This window comes from Oxalicibacterium sp., from assembly GCF_057353965.1.
In genome coordinates, this window is sequence record NZ_JBMQZD010000001.1 from 808,966 (window position 1) to 832,279 (window position 23,314).

19 protein-coding genes are annotated in these 23,314 nt (G+C 60.5%); 3 read left to right on the forward strand and 16 right to left on the reverse strand.

The features are described from left to right. Positions 1 to 3: 3 nt before the first annotated feature. From ACO1VH_RS03970 to ACO1VH_RS03985, 4 genes are read right to left on the reverse strand one after another with little or no spacing between them, the layout of a single operon-like run. Positions 4 to 963: an aspartate carbamoyltransferase catalytic subunit gene (locus tag ACO1VH_RS03970; protein ID WP_486242630.1), complete on the reverse strand. Its 960-nt coding sequence runs from the start codon at positions 961 to 963 to the stop codon at positions 4 to 6. Continuing rightward, positions 956 to 1,468, reverse strand: coding sequence for a bifunctional pyr operon transcriptional regulator/uracil phosphoribosyltransferase PyrR (pyrR, locus tag ACO1VH_RS03975; RefSeq protein WP_486242632.1), 513 nt, complete (start codon positions 1,466 to 1,468; stop codon positions 956 to 958). Before pyrR ends, ACO1VH_RS03970 begins: the two co-directional genes overlap by 8 nt. Continuing rightward, positions 1,465 to 1,851, reverse strand: a complete 387-nt coding sequence (gene ruvX / locus ACO1VH_RS03980; protein WP_486242633.1) for a Holliday junction resolvase RuvX — start codon at positions 1,849 to 1,851, stop codon at positions 1,465 to 1,467. The genes pyrR and ruvX overlap by 4 nt, the downstream gene beginning before the upstream one ends. A 15-nt stretch (positions 1,852 to 1,866) precedes the next feature. After that, complete coding sequence (locus ACO1VH_RS03985) at positions 1,867 to 2,526, reverse strand: YqgE/AlgH family protein (protein WP_486242635.1); 660 nt, start codon at positions 2,524 to 2,526, stop codon at positions 1,867 to 1,869. A gap of 124 nt (positions 2,527 to 2,650) precedes the next feature. Between ACO1VH_RS03985 and ACO1VH_RS03990 the strand changes: the two genes are divergently transcribed. Next, positions 2,651 to 4,129, forward strand: coding sequence for a cryptochrome/photolyase family protein (locus ACO1VH_RS03990; protein ID WP_486242636.1), 1,479 nt, complete (start codon positions 2,651 to 2,653; stop codon positions 4,127 to 4,129). A gap of 94 nt (positions 4,130 to 4,223) precedes the next feature. Here ACO1VH_RS03990 and ACO1VH_RS03995 read toward each other — a convergent pair whose 3' ends face one another. The 6 genes from ACO1VH_RS03995 to ACO1VH_RS04020 all read right to left on the reverse strand — a co-directional run bounded on the left by ACO1VH_RS03995 (position 4,224) and on the right by ACO1VH_RS04020 (position 14,244). After that, positions 4,224 to 10,091, reverse strand: coding sequence for a hybrid sensor histidine kinase/response regulator (locus tag ACO1VH_RS03995; protein WP_486242638.1), 5,868 nt, complete (start codon positions 10,089 to 10,091; stop codon positions 4,224 to 4,226). A gap of 109 nt (positions 10,092 to 10,200) precedes the next feature. Then, entirely contained in the window at positions 10,201 to 12,471 is a 2,271-nt protein-coding gene (locus tag ACO1VH_RS04000; RefSeq protein WP_486242640.1) for a methyl-accepting chemotaxis protein, read from the reverse strand. 59 nt (positions 12,472 to 12,530) lie between these two features. Continuing rightward, complete coding sequence (locus tag ACO1VH_RS04005) at positions 12,531 to 13,106, reverse strand: chemotaxis protein CheW (RefSeq protein ID WP_486242642.1); 576 nt, start codon at positions 13,104 to 13,106, stop codon at positions 12,531 to 12,533. Between the two features lie 14 nt (positions 13,107 to 13,120). After that, positions 13,121 to 13,486, reverse strand: a complete 366-nt coding sequence (locus ACO1VH_RS04010) for a response regulator transcription factor (RefSeq protein WP_486242643.1) — start codon at positions 13,484 to 13,486, stop codon at positions 13,121 to 13,123. Between the two features lie 20 nt (positions 13,487 to 13,506). After that, positions 13,507 to 13,914 (reverse strand): response regulator, encoded by a 408-nt coding sequence (locus tag ACO1VH_RS04015; RefSeq protein ID WP_486242645.1) that lies wholly within the window; start codon positions 13,912 to 13,914, stop codon positions 13,507 to 13,509. 177 nt (positions 13,915 to 14,091) lie between these two features. Then, positions 14,092 to 14,244, reverse strand: coding sequence for a rubredoxin (locus ACO1VH_RS04020; RefSeq protein WP_188419999.1), 153 nt, complete (start codon positions 14,242 to 14,244; stop codon positions 14,092 to 14,094). A gap of 96 nt (positions 14,245 to 14,340) precedes the next feature. On the opposite strand from ACO1VH_RS04020, the gene thiD reads away from it, so the two are divergent. Then, entirely contained in the window at positions 14,341 to 15,189 is an 849-nt protein-coding gene (thiD, locus tag ACO1VH_RS04025) for a bifunctional hydroxymethylpyrimidine kinase/phosphomethylpyrimidine kinase (protein WP_486242646.1), read from the forward strand. A gap of 31 nt (positions 15,190 to 15,220) precedes the next feature. Next, positions 15,221 to 16,510, forward strand: a complete 1,290-nt coding sequence (hemL, locus tag ACO1VH_RS04030; RefSeq protein WP_486242647.1) for a glutamate-1-semialdehyde 2,1-aminomutase — start codon at positions 15,221 to 15,223, stop codon at positions 16,508 to 16,510. A 57-nt stretch (positions 16,511 to 16,567) separates the two neighbouring features. Here the strand turns inward: hemL and corA are convergent, their stop codons facing one another. The 6 genes from corA to ACO1VH_RS04060 form a co-directional block, all read right to left on the reverse strand. Then, positions 16,568 to 17,542, reverse strand: coding sequence for a magnesium/cobalt transporter CorA (gene corA, locus ACO1VH_RS04035; protein ID WP_486242649.1), 975 nt, complete (start codon positions 17,540 to 17,542; stop codon positions 16,568 to 16,570). A gap of 421 nt (positions 17,543 to 17,963) precedes the next feature. Then, positions 17,964 to 18,659 (reverse strand): monofunctional biosynthetic peptidoglycan transglycosylase, encoded by a 696-nt coding sequence (gene mtgA / locus ACO1VH_RS04040; RefSeq protein ID WP_486242651.1) that lies wholly within the window; start codon positions 18,657 to 18,659, stop codon positions 17,964 to 17,966. A 62-nt stretch (positions 18,660 to 18,721) separates the two neighbouring features. Continuing rightward, positions 18,722 to 19,549, reverse strand: coding sequence for a shikimate dehydrogenase (gene aroE / locus ACO1VH_RS04045; protein ID WP_486242652.1), 828 nt, complete (start codon positions 19,547 to 19,549; stop codon positions 18,722 to 18,724). Further along, positions 19,550 to 20,434 carry a TonB C-terminal domain-containing protein gene (locus tag ACO1VH_RS04050; protein ID WP_486242654.1) on the reverse strand — a complete coding sequence of 295 codons (885 nt, stop codon included), beginning with the start codon at positions 20,432 to 20,434 and terminating at the stop codon, positions 19,550 to 19,552. A gap of 75 nt (positions 20,435 to 20,509) precedes the next feature. Next, positions 20,510 to 22,588 (reverse strand): ribonuclease catalytic domain-containing protein, encoded by a 2,079-nt coding sequence (locus tag ACO1VH_RS04055; protein WP_486242656.1) that lies wholly within the window; start codon positions 22,586 to 22,588, stop codon positions 20,510 to 20,512. A gap of 107 nt (positions 22,589 to 22,695) precedes the next feature. Then, on the reverse strand, positions 22,696 to 23,307 hold the full coding sequence (locus ACO1VH_RS04060; RefSeq protein ID WP_486242658.1) for a chorismate--pyruvate lyase family protein: 612 nt from the start codon (positions 23,305 to 23,307) through the stop codon (positions 22,696 to 22,698). Positions 23,308 to 23,314 lie beyond the last annotated feature (7 nt).

Sequence of the window (23,314 nt, forward strand, 5' to 3'; positions counted from 1 at the left end):
CTTTTAATTTCCCGCCAGAATACTCATCACTGCCATGCGCACCGCGATGCCGAAGGTCACCTGCGGCAGGATCACGGCCTGCGTACCGTCCGCCACTGCCGATTCGATCTCGACGCCGCGGTTCATCGGCCCCGGGTGCATGACGATCGCATCCGGTTTCGCCAGCGCCAGACGCTCGGTCGTCAGGCCGTAGCTCTTGAAGAATTCCTGCGCCGACGGCAGCAGCGCGCCGCTCATGCGCTCGTTTTGCAGGCGCAGCATGATGATGACGTCGACGTCCTTCAAACCCTTGTTGATGTCGGTGAAGACGCGCACGCCCATCTGCTCCAGACCGCTAGGCAGCAGCGTGCGCGGGCCGATCGCGCGCACTTCCGGCACGCCCAGCGTGGTCAGTGCGTGGATGTCCGAACGCGCGACGCGGCTGTGCAGGATGTCGCCGACGATGGCCACCTTCAGGTTGCTGAAATCCTTCTTGTAGTGGCGGATCGTGTACATGTCGAGCAGGCCTTGCGTCGGATGCGCGTGGCGGCCGTCGCCGGCGTTCACCACGTGCACGTGCGGCTGCATCGTGTCGTTCAGGTGCTTGGCGATCAGGTAAGGCGCGCCCGATTGCGCATGGCGTACGACGAACATGTCCGCGTGCATCGCCGACAGGTTGTCGATCGTATCCAGCAGCGATTCGCCCTTGCTCGAGCTGGAAGCCGCGATGTTCAGGTTGATCACGTCGGCCGACAGGCGCTTGGATGCGATCTCGAAAGTCGTGCGCGTGCGCGTCGAATTCTCGAAGAACAGGTTGAACACGCTCTTGCCGCGCATCAGCGGCACCTTCTTCACCTCGCGGTCGCCGATGCTGACGAACGACGACGCGGTGTCGAGGATGTGCAGGATGTGCGCCTTCGACAGGCCTTCGATGGTGAGCAGGTGCTGCAGCTCGCCGTTCTTGTTCAATTGCGGATTAAGCATGGTCCACCGTCAGGGATAAGCGGCCGTCTTCGGCCCGTTGCAGAACCAGCTGCTGCCGGTCCGGTATGGAAATCGTGGTTGCGACGAAATCGGCGGCGATCGGCAGTTCGCGCTCGCCGCGATCGACCAGCGCCGCCAGCAGGATGCGCGCCGGGCGCCCGTAGTCGAACAGTTCGTTGATCGCCGCGCGCGTGGTGCGACCGGTGTACAGCACGTCGTCGACCAGCAGGATCGTCGCGCCATCGACGTCGAACGGAATCTGCGTCGGCTTGACGTCGGTGCGCAAACCTTTTTCCGCGAAATCGTCGCGATAGAAGGAAACGTCGATGAAGCCGAGGCGTTCGCCCAGCTGCATCTCCATCGCCAGCCGTTCGGCCAGCCAGGCGCCGCCGGAATGGATGCCGACGATGCCAACGTTCTCGGCCTTGGCCAATGCGGTTTTCACCTGCGCTGCCAGCGACTGGTACAGCGCTTCGGCGTCGAGTTCAGGATTCGGTAGTGTCATTGCGAAATACCATCGAAATATTGCTGCAGGATGATCGCGGCGGCCCGATCGTCGATCGTGTCGCCGCGTTGGTGGGAAATCACCGCGGATGAGTAGCGCTCATCCACCAGTACCGTTTCCACATCGAAACGGCCATGCAACTGGTTCGCAAAACGCCGGCAGCGCGCCGTCATCTCGTGCTCCGCGCCATCGGGATGCAAGGGCAGACCGACCACGCACAAGGCGGGCTTCCATTGCTGCATCAAGTTGGCAATCGTTGCGAATTTCTCGTCGTTGGTGGCGGCATGGATGACGGTCAGCGGCTGCGCCTGCTTCAACAGGGTATTGCCTACTGCCACGCCGATGCGCTTCAAGCCGAAATCGAAACCCAGTACGGTTTCCACTAGCGCCGCGCTCCGTCAGGCATGCCCTGCCTCTCCGCTCAGCATCATCGGATCGATGCCCAGCAGCTTCAGCGCGGCGACGAAACGCTGTTCCAGCGGCAGATCGAACAGGATGCCGGGATCGGCGCGTACCGTCAGCCAGCCGTTGCGCGTGATTTCTTCTTCCAGCTGGCCGGCGCCCCAGCCGGCGCAACCCAGGCTGACCAGCATGCGTTCCGGGCCGCGCCCGGTCGCTACCGCTTCCAGCACGTCCTTGGACGTCGTCAGCGCAATCTGGTCGGTCACCGGCAGCGTCGACGAAAAATCGCCGATCGGCGCATGCAGTACGAAGCCGCGATCCGACTGCACCGGACCGCCGAACATCACCGGCTTGCTTTCCATCTGCGTCACCGTAATTTCGAGTTTCAGATCGATGCGGTTGAGCAGCGTCTCGACGGTCATGTCGGTCGGCTTGTTGATGATGACACCCAGCGCGCCGTTGGCATTGTGCTCGCACAGATAGACGACGGTACCGCCAAATACGGGGTCGAGCATGGACGGCATCGCGATCAGGAAATGATCGGCGAGGCTCAGTTCGTCGCGTTGGGGAGTATCGGAAGCGGAGGAAAAATCGAGTGAATCCCAGGGAGAGCCGGGATCGCTGGCAGGGTTGCTGGTCTTACGTTGCTTCGACATGGCCGCTATTTTAACAGTTTTGCCCCGCCGTTTTCGCCGGTTTTTTTTCGCCGCCGGACGCATGCCGGCGCGGTTTTACGGCATAGTGGCGGCAATTCCTCTGATGGACAACATGGCAATATCGATGTCCCGTTTTTCCCGTTCCGATACCGCCCTGGTCTGGTTCCGGCGCGACCTGCGCAGCTTCGACCATGCCGCCCTGCACCATGCGCTGGCGACAAGTCGTCGGGTCTTTTGCGTCTTCGTTTTCGACCGTGCCATCATCGCCGAACTGCCACGCGCCGACCGCCGTATCGAATTCATCCGCGACAGCGTCGCCGAACTCGACGCCAGCCTGCGCCAGCTCGGCGGCGGGCTGCTGGTCTTGCACGACGATGCGCGCACCGCCATTCCGGCGCTGGCCGAGGAATTGCAAGCCGATGCCGTCTTCGTCAACCGCGACTACGAACCCGCCGCGATCGCCCGCGACGACGACGTGGCGCAAAAACTGGCCGAAGGCGGACGCATTCTGCATCGCCTCAAAGATCAGGTCGTTTTCGAAGGAGGCGAAATACTGACGCAATCCGGCACACCGTTTTCGGTTTTCACACCGTACCGGAATGCGTGGATGAAAAAGCTGCAAGCCGGCACCGACATTCTGCAATCGTACGACATCGATTCCTTCGCCGCGCATTTTGCCAATCCCGCGCAAAGCCGTCATGCGCGCTTGCCGACTCTGGCCGACCTCGGTTTCAGCACAACCAATCTGAAGGAACTGCAACTGCCGATCGGTATGTCCGGCGCGCAACGGCTGTTCGCGGATTTTGCGGAACGTCTGCCGCAATACGACCGGACGCGCGACTTCCCGGCTGTGAAAGGCCCGTCCTATCTGTCCGTTCACCTGCGATTCGGCACGGTGTCGATTCGCGGCCTAGTCCGCTATGCAATCGAGGCCATGCGTACCGGCCAGGGCGGCAGCGGCGCAGCGACGTGGCTGAACGAACTGATCTGGCGGGATTTCTATTTCATGATCCTTGCCCGTCATCCGCATGTCGTCGACCGCAGCTTCAAGCCCGAATACGATGCCGTCGCCTGGGAAAAAGGCGCGCATGCGGATCGCCTGTTCGATGCCTGGTGTGCCGGCCGCACCGGCTATCCGCTGGTCGATGCGGCAATGGCACAGATCAATCAAACCGGTTACATGCACAACCGCCTGCGCATGGTAACGGCGTCCTTTCTCGTCAAGGATCTCGGCATCGACTGGCGGCGTGGCGAACGCTATTTCGCCGAAAAGCTGAACGATTACGACCTGTCCGCGAACAATGGCGGCTGGCAATGGGCGGCTTCGACCGGTTGCGATGCGCAACCCTATTTCCGCATCTTCAACCCGGTCACGCAATCGGAGAAGTTCGATCCCGACGGCAAGTTCATCCGCCGCTATCTGCCGCAGTTGGACAGGCTGTCAAACAAGCATATCCATGCGCCATGGAAGCTCCCCGCAACCGGACTGGAAGACGCCGGCATCGTGCTAGGCCGGGACTATCCGGAGCCGATCGTGTCGCACGAGGAAGCACGCGCACGTACGCTGCAACGCTACGGCATCGTCAAAAAGGTTTCTTCCTGATCGCGCGACGTGCACCGGTACATTAACGCACCGCCACCCGCATAAAAAATCCCGCAACGCTTGCGGGATTTTTCAGGGAAATGGCCAGCTCAGCCTAACGCTCGACCATAGCCGCCTTGCCAGCAAAACCCGCTACCAGCGCCAGCAATGCATCTTCCTGATAGGGCTTGCCCAAATACTCGTTGACGCCCAGCTCCATCGCGTAATTGCGATGCTTGGCCGCCGTGCGCGATGTGATCATGATGATCGGAATGTCGCGGGTACGCTCGTCGTCGCGCACGTTACGCGTCAGATCGAAACCGTCCATGCGCGGCATTTCGATATCCACCAGCATCACGTCCGGCGTGATCGATTGCAGATGTTCGAGCGCATCGACACCATCCTTCGCCAGCACGACCTGATAGCCTTCACGAGTCAACAGACGCTGCGTGACGCGGCGCACGGTCAGCGAATCGTCGACCACCATCACGATCGGTTGCGTGCGCAAACCCTGTACCGGAGCGGCATGCCGCTCCGCCCGTCCAGGCGAGGCCATTTCCGCCACCGCGCCCATGTTGTCCGGCGCATCGGACGGCGTCAGGCGCGGCGCGCGAATGTTTTCCTGTGCCACACGCTGCGCCAGCGGTACCGGATTCAGGATCAGCACGATCTCGCCCGAACCGAGCACGGTCGCACCGGCAATGCCGATCATCCGCGACAGCTGCGGGCCGATGTTCTTGACGACGACTTCGCGGTTGCCGATCACTTCGTCGACGTGCAGGGCCACGCGATCGTTGCCGCTCTTCAGAATCAGCAGCGGAGAATAATGTTGCGTGACCGGCGTCGCGTCACGGTCACCCAACAGAGCCGACAGATAATGCATGGGCACACGCTGCGATTGCCACATCACGGCACTTTCGTTGTAGGCCGCTGCCAGCGCACCGGTCTTCAGCTGCTGCACCTGTTCGACTAGCACCGACGGCACCGCATAGGTCTTGCCACCGGTGGACAGCAGCACGACCTGCGTCACCGCCAGCGTCAGCGGCAGGTGAATCGTGAACTGCGCACCCTTGCCCGGTTCCGATACGGTCGACACGCGCCCCCCCAGCGATGCCGCTTCGGAACGCACCACGTCCATGCCAACGCCGCGGCCAGCCAGTTCGGTAATTTGTTCCGCCGTCGAGAAGCCCGGATGGAAAATCAGATCGGTGACTTCGGCATCGGACACTTCCACATCGTTCGTCAACAGACCGTTCGCGATTGCCTTGCGGCGTATGCCTTCCAGATTCAATCCCTGGCCATCGTCGGAGAAATGAATGACGACTTCGTTGCCTTCCTGACGGATTTCCACCAGCAGTTCGCCGGTTTCGCTCTTGCCGGCAGCCAGACGCCGCTCGCGCGATTCGATGCCATGCACGATCGCATTGCGCAGCAGATGTTCGAACGGGCCGGCCATCTTCTCCAGCACGCTGCGATCGATCTCCACCGCACTGCCGCGAATATCGAGGTTGACGCGCTTGTCCATTTCCTTTGCCGCTTGGCGCGTCACGCGGAACAGCCGTTCGGAGATGCTGGCGAACTGCACCATGCGCACGCGCATCAGGTCCTGCTGCAAATCGCGCGTGAGCCGTGCCTGCACCGACAGATCGGTGGTCGCGCTGTCGAGCGTACGGTTCAGGTTCTGCTGCACGGTGCCGACGTCGCTGACGCTTTCAGCCATCATGCGCGTCAGTTCCTGCAGACGCGTGAAGCGGTCGAATTCCAGCGGATCGAATTCGCGGTCGGCAGAGCTGCCCATATGCGAGCTGATCTGCGATTCGGCCTGCATCTCGATTTCGCGCAACTGATCGCGCAGGCGCGTCACGTTTTCCGACAATTCGCCCAGCGACTGCTTCAATGTGCCAACTTCGGTTTCCAGCTTGGAACGCGAGATCGATACTTCACCGGCCTGGTTAACCAGACGATCGAGGATGTCGGCGCGCACCCGCACCAGCGGTGTCGAAGACGGCGCCGCCAGCGAGCGCGTGTTGGCGTCTGCCGGGACGGAAGGTACGGTAGATCGCTCCGCCGTCGGCATCAGGCTGGATACCACTGGTACGGATTCGAACGCGGTTTCGGTGGTTGCTGCCGCGGTCTGTACTGTCTCGTTATTACCTGCAAACGATTGCGCTGGCGATTGCAATGCCGAATGTGAAGCCGATTCTGAAGCCGACTGTTCAACCGCATCCGGCGCCAGCAGCTTTTCGAACAGATACAGGCCGTGGTCGTAACGCGCCAGCAGATCGTCGAGTACCAGCGCCGAAGGATGGCCCGCATGCGTGATGTTCTCGATACGCGTTTCCATCTCGTGCAAATGCTGACCCAGCGTCATCGCACCGGCCATGCGCGCACTGCCCTTGATGGTATGCAGCGTGCGCAGCACGCCTTGCGGCAACGATGCGTCCGACGGATTCTGTTGCCATGCGCGCAGCATCTGCCCCATCTGCGGCAGCATGTCCTGCCCTTCCTCGATGAAGACGGCCAGCAGGTCGGCATCCAGTTCATCCTTGATCGCCAATGCCGGATCGGCCAGTTCCTCGCCATGACGTGGATAGACCGGCTCCTCGAAAGGTGCGTGTTCCGGTGCCGACTCTTCCATACTTGCCGTCATGCCTGCAGCCGGATCAAAAGCCACCGGCACTTCGATGGATGCAGCCGGCATCGTCTTGCGTGCCACGGCGCGCGCTTCCAGATCTTCCGGCATGCTTTCCAGCATCTTCACCTGATCCGGTTCCTCGGCCGGCATTTCTCCCAGCGCGAACATCTGCAGCATGTAACGGATGCGCTCGACCGCCTGCTCCAGCGTGTCGTATTCGCTCAGCAGCAGCTTGACCGGTTTGCGCGCCAGATACTGCAACACCATTTCAAGCGCATAGGCGATCTGGTGCAACGGCTTGAACCCGACGGTAGCGGAACTGCCGGCCAGCGAATGCGCCGCGTGTACGGCCTGCACGCTGACATGTCGATCGGATTCATGGCGCCATTCGGCAAAATCCTGTGACAGCAGACGCACCAGCTCGTCCGTTTCCGCCAGATAGATGTTGTGCAGAGGGAGGCTGATTTCCAGATCGCCGACGCGCTTGATGTTGTCGTCGGCCCGCGCTGCCGGTGCCGGCTTGCCCGGGAAGTCGATGACGTCGGCAACCGGCGCGGCAACCGCTTCCGCAGGTGCCTCCAGTTCAGCGGCCGGGATTTCCTCCGCCGACGAGGGTTCGCCATCGGCACGGTGGAATTGTGCAAGTTCCTCGTCGCTCAATTCCACCTCTTCCGCTTCGGCCACGGCGGCCGGCACTTCCTCTTCGGGGTTGTCGATCAGCGACGATTCGGATGGTGTCGTGGCCTGTGCTTCTGATTGAACTCCGACAGATGCATCGAGCGCCTCAATTTCTTCAACAGCCGCAGCTACCTGAGCACTTTCGTCATAGCGGAACGGCTCGCCATTCTTCACACCTTCCGCCGCGGCAATCAGCGCCAGGCCAGTGCGCTCCGAATTGCCCTTCGTATTCAAATCATCGACCCAAGCTTCCAGCACGTCGGCCGCCTTTTCCAGCAACGCATAGAGATCGGCATCGCCGCCCCGCGTTTCGGACAGGCGCAGGTTCAATACCTGTTCGATGCTCCATGCCGCTTCGCCCAGCGCGATCAGGCCCACCATGCGGCCGCTGCCTTTCAATGTATGGAAAGAGCGGCGCAGCGTCGTCAGATATTCCTGGTTGTGTGGCGCGTTGCGCGACATCGGCAACGTCTGCCGTACGCAGTCGAGCACCTCGACCGCTTCGCCGAGGAAGATTTCCAGCAACTCGGCATCGATCGCCTCTTCCGAAACAGGCGCTGCGGATTGTGGCATCTCCGGTGTTCCGAACATCTCCGGCTCCGTGGATCTGACCTGTGCGCCAGTCGCCAATGCAATGTCTTCCATTGCCTGCGGCGACGGCACGAAATCGGGCGCTTCCAGCATATCGATCACGGCGCGTGCACGATCGTTCGCTTCCGGATTGTCGACCAGCGTCGCATCCAGTCGCACCTGTTCCAGCGATTCTTTCAGTTGTTCCTGCAACAGCGGATTGGTCGGCTCGTCCATCAGCGACATTGCCAGCTCTTCCGACTGCTTCTGGTGATAGGCCAGTTCTGCCTCGACGGTCGGCAGCGACGCTTCGTCGACATCGGCCGACGGCATCTGCGGAACATCGACGTTCAGTCCGTCTTCGGGAATGTCGTTACGTTCGGTAAGACTGGCACGAAAGATGCCACTCCCTTCATCGAATGAAAAACGGCTTTTTGCCGCATCGGGGTGCAGTTGCAACGTCTCGATGAAGAAACTCAGCGCGCCGACGTTCTGCGCCACCTGCTCGAATTCCTTCACGTCGGGCAGTTCGGTCGCATCGATAAAACGCCGCACGGCCTGCTGCGTATGCTGCACGGCACGTACTGCATCCTGCTGATCGAGCACGGACAACGCGCCGCTGATCTGATACAGGACACTGTCGATATCGGCCAGGCCATCGCGCTGCTGCGGATCGCGGAAATACTCGTCCAGCAGCTTCTCGACCTGCCGCAAGCTGGATTGCAGTTCACTCGACAGAGCAGTCATCGTCTGACGCTGCTGCGCCTCGCGCGACATGTCGTCCAGCCATTGCGCCGATTGCGCGACAGGTTCGCCGGCAACGGCGGACAGCAGGCGCGTCGTCAACGCATCGGCCCGCTCGGCAAAATCGTCGGACAGATGACCGATCTGCTGCAGGGCATTTTCGACGAACAGCAGACTGGTCGCGATTTCCAGACTCAGGCTGTCGCCCGGCCGGGAATGCGCAGCGTGGCGCGCAATACCGCTCAGTTCGCGCAACAGTTTCGCCAGCGACGGCGCATTGAGCCTGTTGCTGGCATCGGCCAGCGCCGCCATTTCCTTCTCGAACGCCTGCGCCACGCTGGCATCACCGCCGGCGATACGGTTCCACAGATTCTTCGCCTGCGACAGTTTTTCCTTGGCCGTCGTCAGCGATTGCGCATCGACCTGTCCGTAGCGTTTCTTTTCATAGTCGGACGGCACTGCACCGTCCAGCTGATAGGCAGCGCGAATCTGCTGCGCCAATGCAGACGGTTGCTCGACACGCGCAATGAAGAACAATGCGTCACGCAGCAGACGTTCCGCGATACTGGACGAGCCTTCGCTCAGGCGACGAATCTGCAAATTGATACGAGCGAACAACTGTTTGACATACAGCTCGACCGGTACCTGCCCCGCCGCCACCGCATCAGCAAAGCCGTGCATGACCCACCAGAAGCTGTGTACCTGCGGTGTCACCTGCGCATATTCGATGCGCTGCACGATGTCGCGCATCGCGGCTGCACTGGCCAGAGTACCGTCACCACCTTTCAGGAACAGCAGCAATGCACGTTCGAAGCGTTTGCGCAGTGCGACGTATTCGTCGCGCGCCAGAAGTTGCGTGCCCGGCGGCAATTGCGGGCGAATCGCCAGATTCGGGAAGAACAGATCAGCCGGATGAATGCGTTCCGCGCCGCGCACCTGCAGCAACGCACGATAGTAAGGGAACAGGCGCACCGGCTGATGCGGCAAGCCGGCCAGCAATTCCTCCAGATATTCGATCAGCGCCTGATAGGCATGGCCGATCGCCTGCACGCTGTCGTCAGAAAGTTCGAGCTGACCGGTTTCGAATCGGTCGAACAAGTCTTCCACCGTTTCGGTGATGATGACGACGCCGTCGACATCGACGATCTGCAAAGCGCCATGTGCCTGATGCAGATAAGCTTTGGCATGACGCAGCGTAGTCGAACGGGTCTCGGCATCCGGCTGCACCAGTGCTTCACCGAGTGCTACCCGGGAGCGTGTCAGCGCTTCGCGGATTTCACCGATGACCCAGGACAGCGGACCGGTATCGAAGTTATCCCTGCCGCCTTGCGACGCGGGAGAGGAAGGGGTATGCATGACTGCCTCGCGGTGCGGAAGCAGCCGATCAGCGATCGGCTGCTTCGATTGCTGTTAGACCTGCCGTCGACAGGCCTGCAAACAAACTTCTGAATGGCGCCTGACCGACTTAGGCCGTGACGCGGAAACGCGACACCGAGTTCTTCAGCTCTTCGGCCAGTTTCGACAGTTCGCGAATCGAGTGCGCGGTCTGTTGCGTACCTTGCTGCGTCTGCTCGGTAATGTTCAGAATGCCCTGAATGTTCTGCGCCACGCCGTTGGCCGATGTCGCCTGCTGTTCGGTGGCCGACGAAATGCTTTGAATCAGCTCCGCCAGACGATTCGACACGCGGCGGATATCGGCCAGTGCGGCACCGGCCGCATCGGACAGCTTCGCACCTTCGACCACACCCTGCGTCGACTTTTCCATAGCGGCGACCGCATCGTGCGTATCGGTCTGAATGGTGCGCACCAGTGCGCCGATCTGCTTCGTCGCTTCGCCGGAGCGTTCCGCCAGACGCTGCACCTCTTCCGCAACCACCGAGAAACCGCGCCCTGCTTCGCCGGCCGATGCTGCCTGAATTGCCGCGTTCAGTGCCAGCACGTTGGTCTGTTCGGTAATGTCGGAAATCAGTTCGGTGATCTCGCCAATCTCCTGCGACGATTCGCCGAGACGCTTGATTCGTTTCGAGGTTTCCTGGATCTGTTCACGAATCTCGTTCATGCCCTTGATCGCGTTTTCCACCGCGCGCGCGCCCTGTTCCGCCGCCGTCACCGACTGCCTTGCAACCGCAGCGGATTCGTTGGCCGATTTGGAAACGTCGGTAATCTGCGTCGCCATGCTGAGCACCGCCTGACCGGTTTCCTGAATGTCCCGCGATTGCTTCTGCGATGCTTCCAGCAGTTCGGTGGAAATGTTCTGCGCCTGATTGGATGCCGAGGTCACCTGTTCCGCAGTACGCGTCACGCGTCCGACCAGGCCGCGCAGTTCTTCCACCGTGTAGTTGACCGAGTCGGCGATCGCGCCGGTGACGTCTTCCGACACCGTCGCCTGCACGGTCAAGTCACCGTCTGCCACTTCCTGCAGTTCGTTCATCAGGCGCAGAATTGCGGCCTGGTTCTGATCGTTTGCCTTCTTGGCTTCTTCTTCCTGGCGTTGCGCTTCCAGACGCTGGCCTTCCGCTTCCATCCGTCGCGCATCCGCTTCCTTCGTCCTGTTGCGGCTGTCCTGCAGCAGAACCAGTGCAATGCCCGCCGCGGACAACAGCGCAGCCAGCACGCTAGCCAGCATCAGCCAGAACGGCAGCGTCAGCGAATCCTGTTCGGTACGATAGGCCTGCTGCACGTCGGACAGACGCTGCTTCAATGCCTCGTTTTCCTTGAAGATCAGTTCCTCGGCCTGTTTTGCCGCAATGAAGTTCTGCAGGTTGCCGAGAATCTGCGCAATCGATTTCTGGTATTCGCCGAAAGCCGTTTGCAGTTCCAGCAACTTGTCGCGCGTATCCGGTTCGGTCGTCTTCGACAGACGCAGCGATTCGCTACCGTTCAGGAAGCCATCGGTGATTTCGCGGAAAGTATTGGTGTCCTTGCCCAACAGGAAGGCGGTTTCCGGGTCCACACCTTCGGAACTCAGGAATTCGTTCGCGCTACGCGCCAGACGCTGCGTCAGCATCACCAGCGTACCGGCTGCCGCGATCTCGCGCGGCGACGCGCCGCCCTGCGCCTTCAGGTTGGCGATCTGTTCGGACAGTTCCAGCAGATTCGGCGAAATGCCGTTCATGACTTCCAGCGTGGAGCCGAAACCGGTCAGTTCCTTTTCCAGCTTCAGGATCGATGCAGCAGCCTTGTCGGAACCGGTCCACAACTTCTGCGTTTCCTTCAGCATCGCGTCCATCTTCGCGTCTGGCGGACTGATCTTGCGGCCCCGATAGACGCCGCCCTTGGACAGCACGGCCAGATCGTTGTTGAATTCCTTGCGGCTGTCGGCCAGTTGCTTGAACGCTTCCTTGTTACCCTGAATCGCGTTCGGCGTCGCCTTACCGACACGCTGCGAGTGCATCAGCGCGTCACCGGCAATCTGGGTCTGCGTGGAAGTCAGTTCGGAGTAATCGGCGTTGAGCCAGACGAATACGGCACTCAGTATCAGCGAACCGCCGAGCGCGGCGAGCAGGATACGGACCTGCGTTTGCAGCGGAAGATTGCCGATCAGCGGAAGACGGATGTCGCCGCTTTTTTCCAGAACGTCACCGATATAGGTCGCGTTCGGATTGATCGTACGGACGGCAGCTTCCACACGCGCCTGCGTATTCGGTGCAACGGCTTGAATGTCGTTGCTGGCGTTGCCTCCCTGATCCGCTGCATCCTTTTCGTTACGCGAAAAGAGCGGTAATTTAAACGCCATACTGATTCTCCTGACTCTGTTTTTATAATGCGTCCGGGTTCATCGATGGTCGCTGTGTGTTACAGACCGACCTGCAGAAACCTGGGATGTTGAATGACCGAGGAAAGATCGAGTTCCGTCCATACCTGTGAATCCCGATCCAGATAGCGCCGACCGGCCCATGCCGGCTTCTCCCCACCTCCGTTATTGTCGTCGCCGTCATACGGCTGCATGTCGTCGACATTGCGCAGACCGAGCACGCGCGACACCAACAGGCCGCTGTTGAACGACAGTGCGGAACCGAAGGCGACGATGCGGCTGTCCTTGTCCACCGTAGTGGAACGGCCGCCTTCGAAGCAGGGAAAATCGATGACGCTGATCAGGTTGCCGCGGATGTTGGTCAATCCGAGAAACCACGGCTGGGTCAGCGGAACTTGTGTGATCGTGCCGATCGGCACGATTTCGCCGGCTGACTGCAAATCAAGCAGCCAGCGGCTGTCGCCCATCATCACGCCGAGCAGATTAGCATGCGCGCCTTCGCTGCGCGCGGTGTGCATGCGCTCGACCAATTGCGCCTGGAACTCCCGCAGACGAGTACGCCGCGTGGTGATCTCCGGCTTCTGGAGAGCTTGAGAATCCGACGAAGGCTGGCTCATGGTCAGCTGGCGTGTTATCCGAGCGCCGCGATCTTGGAGAGCAGCTCGGCCGGATCGACCGGCTTGACGATGTAGTCGCGCGCTCCCTGGCGCAGGCCCCAGATACGATCGGTTTCCTGGCCCTTGCTGGTGCAGATGATGATAGGCACGTCCTGCGTTTCCGGATCGCGGGTGATGGCGCGCGTAACCTGGAAGCCGTTCTGGCCCGGCATCACGATATCCATCAGGATCAGTTGCGGTTTGTCCGCCTTGATTTTCTGCAGCGCTTCTTCGCCGTTTTCCGCGGTGGAAACGGAGTAGCCTTTCTTGACGAGGATATCGGTAAGGAAATAGCGTTCGGTCGGGGAATCGTCAACGATAAGGATTTTCTGAATGGCCATCTAAAACCTTTGAATCGAAATTATTTTGCAAGGGCTTCCGCCGCCGTGTATTCGCGCACGGTCTTTAGCAGGCTGTCCTTGGTAAACGGCTTGGTCAGGTAGGCATCGGAACCCACCATGGCACCACGCGCCCGGTCAAACAGGCCGTCCTTGGACGACAGCATGACCACCGGCGTGGAATGAAATTTGGCGCTTTTCTTGATCAGCGCGCAGGTCTGGTAACCATCGAGACGCGGCATCAGGATGTCGCAGAAGATCAGCGCCGGCTTATGGTCGTTCATTTTGGCGAGGGCATCAAAGCCGTCGTCCGCGAGTACAACCTTGTAGCCGGCCTGGCCCAGAAAAATCTCTGCCGACCGACGAATCGTGCTGCTGTCGTCGATCACCATGATTTTCATATCAGCATTATCTGGTGCCATTGTCGTCATGATTCCTGATTAAACTGTGTCCACAATATACGGCCCATCAGTAACAAAAAGCAAGATTCTTCAGACGAGCGCCGACGATGTGAATGTATGCGTCGTGGTTTTTCAACCAAAAATTGCCAAACTCATAATGCAGAAATTTGACGGCATCAACGCCATCACAGCACCATCAAACGGCAATCAGACCACGACCATTTCGAAGTCTTCCTTGCGCGCGCCGCATTCCGGACAGGTCCAGTTCATCGGCACGTCGGCCCAGCGTGTCCCCGGCGCAATGCCTTCTTCCGGCAGGCCGGCAGCTTCGTCGTAAATCCATCCGCAGATCAGGCACATCCACGTTTTGAACGGTTCAGTTGATGCTTCGTTATTACTCACGGCAGAGAGTCCTTCAAGTTAAAATGCACAGTCAGCTATCTTAATATACCCGTCGTGCAAAACCAAACTTCACCGCTGATTCTCACTTTCGGGCCGACCGATCCGGTCGGCGCGGTTGGCATCCAGGCCGATCTGGCGGCCTTTGCCGCGATGGGCTGCCACGGCCTGTCGGTCGTGACATCGCTGTTCATTGGCGATACCGCGCGCATCGAAGATGCGCAGGTGGTCGATTCGGACTGGGTGATCGACCAGGCGCGCGTCGTGCTGGAAGACATGCCCGTCGCGGCCTTCAAGATCAGCGCCGTCGGCAGCATCGAGAACGTCTCGGCGATTGCCGAAATCGTCTCCGACTATCCGGACATTCCGCTGGTTTTCGATCCTTTCCTGTCCTCGCTGCCCGACCAAGGGCCCGAAGGCGAAGACTTGCTGATGGCAACACGCGAACTGCTGATTCCGCAGACCACGCTGCTCGTGCTGTCGGCGGTGGAACTGTCGCGCCTGGCCGAAACCTGGCGCGAGCCTTCCGACGAAGACATGATGGCGATCGATGCGATGCGACTGATCGAAATGGGTTGCGAATATGTATTCGTCACCGGCACACCGTCCGACCTGACTGATGTCGCCAATACGCTGTTCGACGAGAACGGCATCGTGCGCCACGACAACTGGCAACGCATTTCCGGCTCGTACAGCGGCGCCGGCTCGACGCTGGCTGCGACCATCGCCGCACTGCTGGCCAACGGCATCGATGTCCCGGAAGCTGCCTTCGAGGCGCAGGAATTCACCATCGCCGCGATTGCCAACGCCCAGCGCCTCGGCATGGGCAAGCTCGTGCCCGATCGCTATTTCTGGGCGCGCGAATCGGATGGCTCGGTCGGCGATGTCGATCCGCCCATCCAGTAATGCCCTTTACTTCTCCGCTCACGATTACCGCATGACATCCAACAACGATACCCTGTTCGCCCGCGCGCAATTGAGCACGCCGGGCGGCGTCAACTCGCCAGTGCGCGCTTTCCGTTCGGTCGGCGGCACGCCGCGTTTCATCACGCGCGCCGAAGGCCCATACTTCTGGGATGCCGACGACAAGCGCTACATCGACTACATCGGCTCGTGGGGCCCGGCCATCGTCGGCCATGCGCATCCGAAAGTCGTGCAGGCCGTGCAGGAAGCGGCCGCGCGCGGCCTGTCGTTCGGCGCGCCGACCGCAGGCGAGATCGAGATGGCGGAACTGATCTGCAAGCTGGTGCCGTCGATCGAACAGGTACGGCTCGTCTCCAGCGGCACCGAAGCGGCGATGAGCGCATTGCGCCTGGCGCGCGGTGCAACAGGACGCGACATGATCGTCAAGTTCGAAGGTTGCTATCACGGCCATGCCGACTCACTGTTGGTGAAGGCCGGCAGCGGCTTGCTGACCTTCGGCAATCCGACGTCAGCCGGCGTGCCGGAGGATTTCGCCAAGCACACGCTGGTGCTCGACTACAACGATGTGCAGAAACTGGAAGATGCATTCCGCGAGATGGGCGACCGCATCGCCTGCGTGATCGTCGAGCCGGTCGCTGGCAACATGAACCTGCTGCGCGCCACGCCGGAATTCCTGCAGGCGATGCGCCGCCTGTGCACGCAGCATGGCGCCGTGCTGATTTTCGACGAAGTGATGTCGGGATTCCGCGTCGCACTCGGTGGTGCGCAGTCGCTGTACGGCATCACACCGGACTTGACGGTGCTAGGCAAAGTGATCGGTGGCGGCCTGCCGGTGGCGGCATTCGGCGGTCGTGCCGATCTGATGAAGCATCTGGCACCGCTAGGCGGCGTCTATCAGGCAGGCACGCTGTCCGGCAATCCGGTTACGGTCGCTGCCGGCATGGCGACGCTGCAGCTGATTCAGGCTCCTGGCTTCTATCAACAGTTGACCGCGCAAACGGCGAAGCTGACACAGGGAATGGCGGAAGCCGCACGCGAAGCCGGCGTCGACTTCTGCGCCGACGCGGTCGGCGGCATGTTCGGCCTGTATTTTGCGAAAGAACTGCCGGTGTCGTACGCGACGATGATGGAATGCGACAAGACGCGCTTCAACGCCTTCTTCCATGCGATGCTGGATGGTGGCGTCTATCTGGCGCCTTCTGCTTTCGAAGCAGGATTCGTCTCTGCGCAACATGACGATGCCGTCATCGACGCAACGATTCAGACAGCACGCCGCGCCTTCGCGCAACTGAAAGCAGGCTGATCTGACCTCATGCGCCGCCGGTTCCGGCGGCGCAACGCATTGCCTACACTCCCCGTATTACCGCAGCCAGCCGCGACGGCGGAAGTACCACATCGGCACCAGTGCGCTGGCGAGCATCAGCATCAGCGTATACGGATACTCGAAGTTGCCGAAGAACTTCAGCTCCGGAAAGCCCACGTTCATGTTCATGCCATATACGCTGGCGATCAGCGTCGGCGGCAGCAACGCCACGCTGGCGACCGAGAAGATCTTGATGATCTTGTTCTGGTTGATATTGATGAAACCAACCGTCGCATCCATCAGGAAGTTGATCTTCTCGAACAGGAATGCGGTGTGACCATCCAGCGATTCGATATCGCGCATGATCTGGCGCGCTTCGTCGAACTGTTCCGGGTTCAGAAGGCGGCCACGCATCAGGAAGCTGACCGCGCGCCGCGTATCCATCATGTTGCGGCGGATGCGGCCGTTCAAGTCTTCCTCGTGCGCGATCGCGTTCAGGATCGATGCCGCGTCCTGGTCGGTCACGTCCTTCTGCAGCACACGATGACTGACTTCTTCCAGCGTCTGGTAAATACCTTCCAGCGAATCCGCTGAATATTCGGCATCGGTCGCATACAGATCCAGCAGCACGTCTTTATAGTCGTTGATGGAACCGGGACGCGAACGTGCACGCATGCGCACCAACCGGAAGATCGGCAGATCGTCCGAATGCACGGAGAACAGCATGTCTGTTGTCAGGATGAAAGCGACCGTGACGACACTCGACGGTCCGTCGCCCTCTTCCAGCAGGAAGTCGGTGCGCAGATGCAGATCGCCGTTTTCCGCCTCGTAGTAGCGGGCCGACGCCTCGATGTCCTTGACCTCGTCCTCACCGGGCAGCGTGACACCGTAGATGCTGCTCACCCAGCTGCGCTCTTCTTCGTTCGGATCGGTCAGGTCTACCCAGATCGGCCGGCTCTTTTCAAGATCGGCGCGACTCTCGATATTGACCTGGTTCAGGCGGCCATTTTGTAATACGAATACGTTGATCATAAGCTCTCCCAGCCGCGTTAGAGACACCAACCTTTGCTGATGACACACACAACCCGTCCTGCAGTTTCTGCTGCAGGCATATCGAATTTTTCAGGGGAACGCGGCCGACAAGCAGCCTAGACGCGACCTCCCACCCGGATCGGCGAGAGACGCTTTGGAACAAGCGCAAAAGCGCTATCTCGCGGATCGACCGTCAAGAAACGGCTGACAACATGAAGTTGGACTACCCAAGTCGGGTCTCCGTTAATAAAAACAGCGCAAGTTTACTGATAAGTCACCATACCCGCAAGCCGCATCTGCCCATTCAACGCCTTGAGGCAGGGTTCGTTGACACGAAGCCACGCCGGAATACATGCGGAACGAAATATGACGAACAGATGAAACGGATAACCGACAGACAACCAAACGCCCGAAGGCTGGATCACGGCAAGGCCGCCGAACTCATGCGGCGCAGGATCAAATCGGTACGACGCGCCAGATAGGCCGAACCGCGATGCGTATCGTAGTAGCGTGGGTTGGGCAGCATGACAGCCAGCCGCGCCGCCTGCACCGCGTCGAGCTGCACTGCCGACACGCCGTAATAATGCCGTGCTGCCGCCTCGGCGCCGTAGACGCCGACGCCCCATTCGACCACGTTCAGATAGATTTCAAAGATGCGTTCCTTGTCCATCCAGAATTCGAGCATGTAGGTGATGACGACTTCCTGTCCCTTGCGCAGATAACTGCGATCGCCCGACAGGAACAGATTCTTCGCCAGTTGCTGCGTGATCGTCGAGCCGCCGGCAACCACCCTGCCCTTCTTCAGATTCTTTTCGTATGCCTTCTCCAGGGCAGTCCAGTCGATGCCTTCATGATCGGAAAAATTCGCATCCTCCGACGCGATGATCGCGCGCTTCAAGTTCTTGGAAATCCGGTTGTACGGCACCCATTTCTGCTTCAGCTTCGCGTTCGGATTCTTTTCCTGCATGACGGATAGCTGATGCCGCATGAAGCTGGTCGATTCCGGATCGTGATTGACCCACCAGCCGATCTGCAGGAAAAAATACAGCTGCACCAGCACGATCAGGGCGACCGGCACCAGAATCAGCCAGAGCAGCAGCCTGCGCAGGGTTTTCATATGCTGTTACGGAAAAACGATGAAGACGGATAAAGACGAATAAAGGGAGCGATGGCGTGCACTCAGGTAGCTTCCATGCGCGCCCGCAATTCAGCAAAGACGGCAGCCGTTTCCGGTCGCACGCCACGCCACAGGTTGAACGATTCGGCCGCCTGCTCGACCAGCATGCCAAGTCCGTCGCGTGCCTTCGCGCCATGTTGTGTCGCAAAGCGCATGAAAGCGGTCGGTTCGCTGGCATACATCATGTCGTAGGCCAGCGTGTGCGGACCGAAGACGCGCGGAGAAACCGGCGGCACTTCGGACGACAGGCTGGCTGCCGTCGCATTGATGACGATATCGAAGACATCTTCCAGCTCGCCGAAATCGCCGGCATGCAGGAAAGGATTGTTATCGAAACGATGCACCAGCTCGACCGCCTTCGCATGCGTGCGATTGGCAACCACGAGGCGCGCTGGCCGCTCGTCCAGCAAAGGCAGCAACGCACCGCGCGCCGCGCCACCGGCACCAAGCAGCAGCACCGACTTGCCGGCGATCGCGACACCCGCATTACGCACGATATCGGTTACCAGACCGAACCCGTCCGTGTTGTCGCCCAGCATGCCGCCGTTCTCGAATTTCAGTGTATTGACGGCACCCGCCGCACGCGCGCGCGGCGTCAGCGTCGTCGCCATCGCAAAGGCTTCCAGCTTGAACGGCACCGTCACGTTCAATCCCTTGCCGCCCGCCTGAACGAACGAATGCACCGCTTCGGCAAAACCGTCCAGCGGCGCCAGCAATCTGTCGTACGTCATGCTCTGCTTCGTCTGGGCGGCAAAGCGCGCATGGATGTCGGGCGATTTGCTATGGGCGATCGGATTGCCGATCACTGCATACTGATCCGGTTTCGTCACTTACTGCCCCCTGGTTTCGGTTTCGAGCGCATTGTCGCGCGTGAAGCTGAAGCGCGTAATGACTTCCCACACGTCGTCACGGCCGGTCGAGCGCATATTGTCCGGGAAACGTCCGAACGGTGCAGAACGGCGCACGATCGACAGCGCTGCCGCATCCAGATCAGGATTGCCGGATGTGCGTTCGACGCGTGGGCCGCCTTCCTTCATATATAGCGTGCCATCCTGATAAATAGGGATATAGATGACCATCTGGCCATAGAGCTTCTTGCCGTCCTTCTGCGGGAAATTCAGCGTACCGAAGCGTTCGATACGATCCTGCAGCGCCTTGTAATAGGCGGCGTAGCCGACTTCGCGTGTGCTCGGCGTCACCTGCGTTTTCTTCGGCCGCTTGTTGTAATCCTCGATGCTGCGCGCAATTTCCGCTTCGCGGCGCAGCAATGCCTTGGCACTGTCGAGCATGTCGGTCGCGCTCGGCTGTGGCGGCTCCTTCCGTTCGACGTCGTTCGTCTTCGCGGCGCGGAACTGGCTGTCGCTCTTCATCTGCGCCAGCAACTGGCGCTGCTGCTGTTCCAGCTCCTGGACCTTGCGGCGCGCCGTCTTGGCGCTGTCGCCATCCTCGCTCCTGCGCATATCGGGTAGCGGCGATTTGGCGCGGCCGGCATCGGCATTGCCGCCGCCGTCGAGATTGGCCTGCGCCAGCGCATCGGCCTTCAGCGGCTTCCTGTCATGCTTGGCGTTGACGAGGATGACTTCGAGCCCGGGATCGGCAGGCTTGAACTTGAAAGCTTCCGGCGCAGTAAAACGGATCGCCAGCAGAACCGCATGCGCCAGCACGGAAATCGTGATGGCGATGCTCAACGTACGGTTCTGAAGAATGGACTTCACGCGCGGGATGACGGATGGCAAGTTTCGGATGGCTGCATTCTACGGCAAAGGATGTCCGAATTTAATGCGCATGCGTCATTCCGAAGCAGGATTTTCGGCAGACGCAGGATTCTTGTCGGATTCGGCAGCAGCTTCGCTTCCGGCTTCAGCCTCAGGCACCGGTTCGGCATCGCCTTCCTGCAGATCGTCGGACATATCCTCCTCGTCCAGTGCATCCAGCGCCTGTTCTGCGCCAGCATCGGCATGTTGCGTCACGTCGAGCAGACGTGCCTCAACCGTCAGATCGACTTCATCCCAGCGCAGCAGATCGAGCCGCACCTGCGCACCGCGCGCGATCTGCGGCATGCCCGGCAGCTTGATGACGAGCGGGATGTCTGCCAGTCGCACGATCTCGTCCTTCAGGACGGTCGCCTCGACCTTTATCGTTTCCGCCTCGCCTTTTTCCTGCACCAGCCAGCGCAGGCACCAGTAGCGTTCCATGTCGGACTGGAAGGAAGCGTAGGCGCTGTAGGCGGCGTCGAAAGCGGAAACGATCGCGAACAGATCGGCATCGCGCGGCTTGAACGGTGCGGCCAGCGGCGCTGTCACGCCATGCTCGACGCAGGCCAGAATCTGCCATTGATTGACGAGATCGGTATAGCGGCGCAGCGGCGATGTGCCCCAGACGTATTGATCGACACCCAGTCCTTGATGCGGCGCGGCGTGCGTCAGCATGCGTACCTGCATCTTTGCCGCCCAGCCGTTGCCGGACGCACCCTGCGCACGGTAGATGCCCGGCACGCCGTGATCGTGCAGCAGCTTGCCCCAGCTGCTGTTGGCGAAGATCGCCAGTTCGGCCACGATCTTGTCGAGCGGCGCGCCGCGCTTGCGACGCAGGATGGTGACGACGTCGTCTTCCACATAGAAGTTGAAATCGACGCGGTTGGTCTGCTCCGGCCGCAAGCCGAAGGCTTCGCGCTTGGCCATGCGGCCTTTTTCCAGCACCTGCACCCATTGCCACAGCAGGGCGATGTCTTCCTTGTGCGGATAGTCGCCAGCATTGGTGGCCAGATTCTCTTCCGTCACCAGCATGTCGAGATCGTTGTGCCGCAGGTTGGCCGTGATCGGCACACGTTCGGCGCGTGTCTCGGTGGAGACGACCGACCAGTCGCTCGGCTCCAGCGTCGCGTACAGCGACACCGCCGGCCGCGCATCGCCTTCGGCCAGCGTAAACACATCGACCAGTTCGTCCGGCAGCATCGTGATCTTGTCGCCCGGCATATAGACGGTGGACATGCGCTGGCGCGCGATCACATCAAGCGCATCGTCGCGCTTGATGCCCAACGCCGGCGCCGCGATATGGATGCCGATGCGCACCTTGCCGTCCGGCAGGCGCGTGACCGACATCGCATCGTCGATCTCGGTCGTCGTCACATCGTCGATCGAGAATGCCTGCACATCGGCCACCGGCAAATCCGGCAGAGCGGGCAATTGCACGTTCGGGAAGCCGATGCCTTTCGGGAAGGATTCGAACAGGAATTTCGAGAAGTGCAGTTCCTTGGCGGAACGGATGCCGCCGGTCGCCAGCATCAGGCGCTGCGGCGCGATTTGCATCTCGCTGCAGGCTGCATCCAGTGCCTTGTATTCGATGCTGTTCTTGTCCGGCTTGAACAGCAACTGCTGCACCAGCGGACGCATCGCATCGGGCAGACGATGCGCCTTCAGTTCCTCGACGTACTGCGCCTGCACCAGCGCCTGCTGGCGCTTCTTCTCCATGCCGGCCAGCGCGGCCTTCAGCGATTCTTCCGGCGCCGCCTTGTAGCGGCCCTTGCCCTTGCGATAGAAATACATCGGCGCCGAATGCAGCTTCAGCACCAGGCCGGCCGCTTCGTGCGGCTTGGGTTCGTGGCCGAAGTATTCGCTGCCCAGATCGGCAAAACCGAACTCATCCTGCCCTGCCACTTCCCATAGGAAATCGGCGTCGATGTCGTCGGCGATCGCCTGCGCTTCCGCCATGAAGGCGACCGGCTCCGGAGCATTGAATTGCAGCAGCACGTCGCGTGCGCGCACCTTGGTCCGCTTGCCCGACGGCAGTTCGACCTGATACGCCTCGCCCTGCTGCGACATCGCCACGCCGGCCTTGAACTCGCCGGATTCATCAAAAAAGAGATTCATGCTGCCTTGTCTTGGTCGTCCGCCGCTGCCTTGTGTCATCCGGCATCGTGCGGCACATGCGCTTGCGCGCGTTGTTCATCAATCGGTTCGTCTTCCACCGCTGCCGTTCAGATCGTCTCTATCCCCGGCAGGAACACTTCCGTCACCAGAAGCAAACCCTTGTGTCGTCGATACAGGCACCGCCGCGCAAACAGCGGGCCCTTCAATTCTTTTTGCCATTCCTTTGGCGATTCCTTTTGCGATTCGCCCTGCAATGCAGCAGAAGCACGCAATACCAGCGGATGCCGCGATCCGAGCCGCGCATATTCCAGTTGGCCGCGCCACACGCGCGGATCGCCGAACAACGTCGTGCCCAGCGAACGCGAACCGAGACTGCTGAAGAACGGCCAGTCGGTCGTCGTTGCCGTCAACGGCACGATCGTATGACCGAATACCATCGGCCGTTCGTCGCAGCGCAGAAATACGTCGCGCTCCTGCACCAGCGTGCGGCGCGGCAAATCGATTTCGCCGTACTCATCCGCCAGCGGCATCGCCGGACGCTGCGCCAGCGGCTGCACGCGGAAATGATGGCAGCGCTCCTTCAGCTTCAGCGTCAGCGAACGCTGGTCGGTCAGCCAGTGCCGCATCGCCTGTGGCGCATCGACATGATTGACGTGCGAGAACCAGCGCGCCGTCGCCAATCCGCACATCGAGAATTCCTTGCTCTCTCTACCGCTCATTCATCAC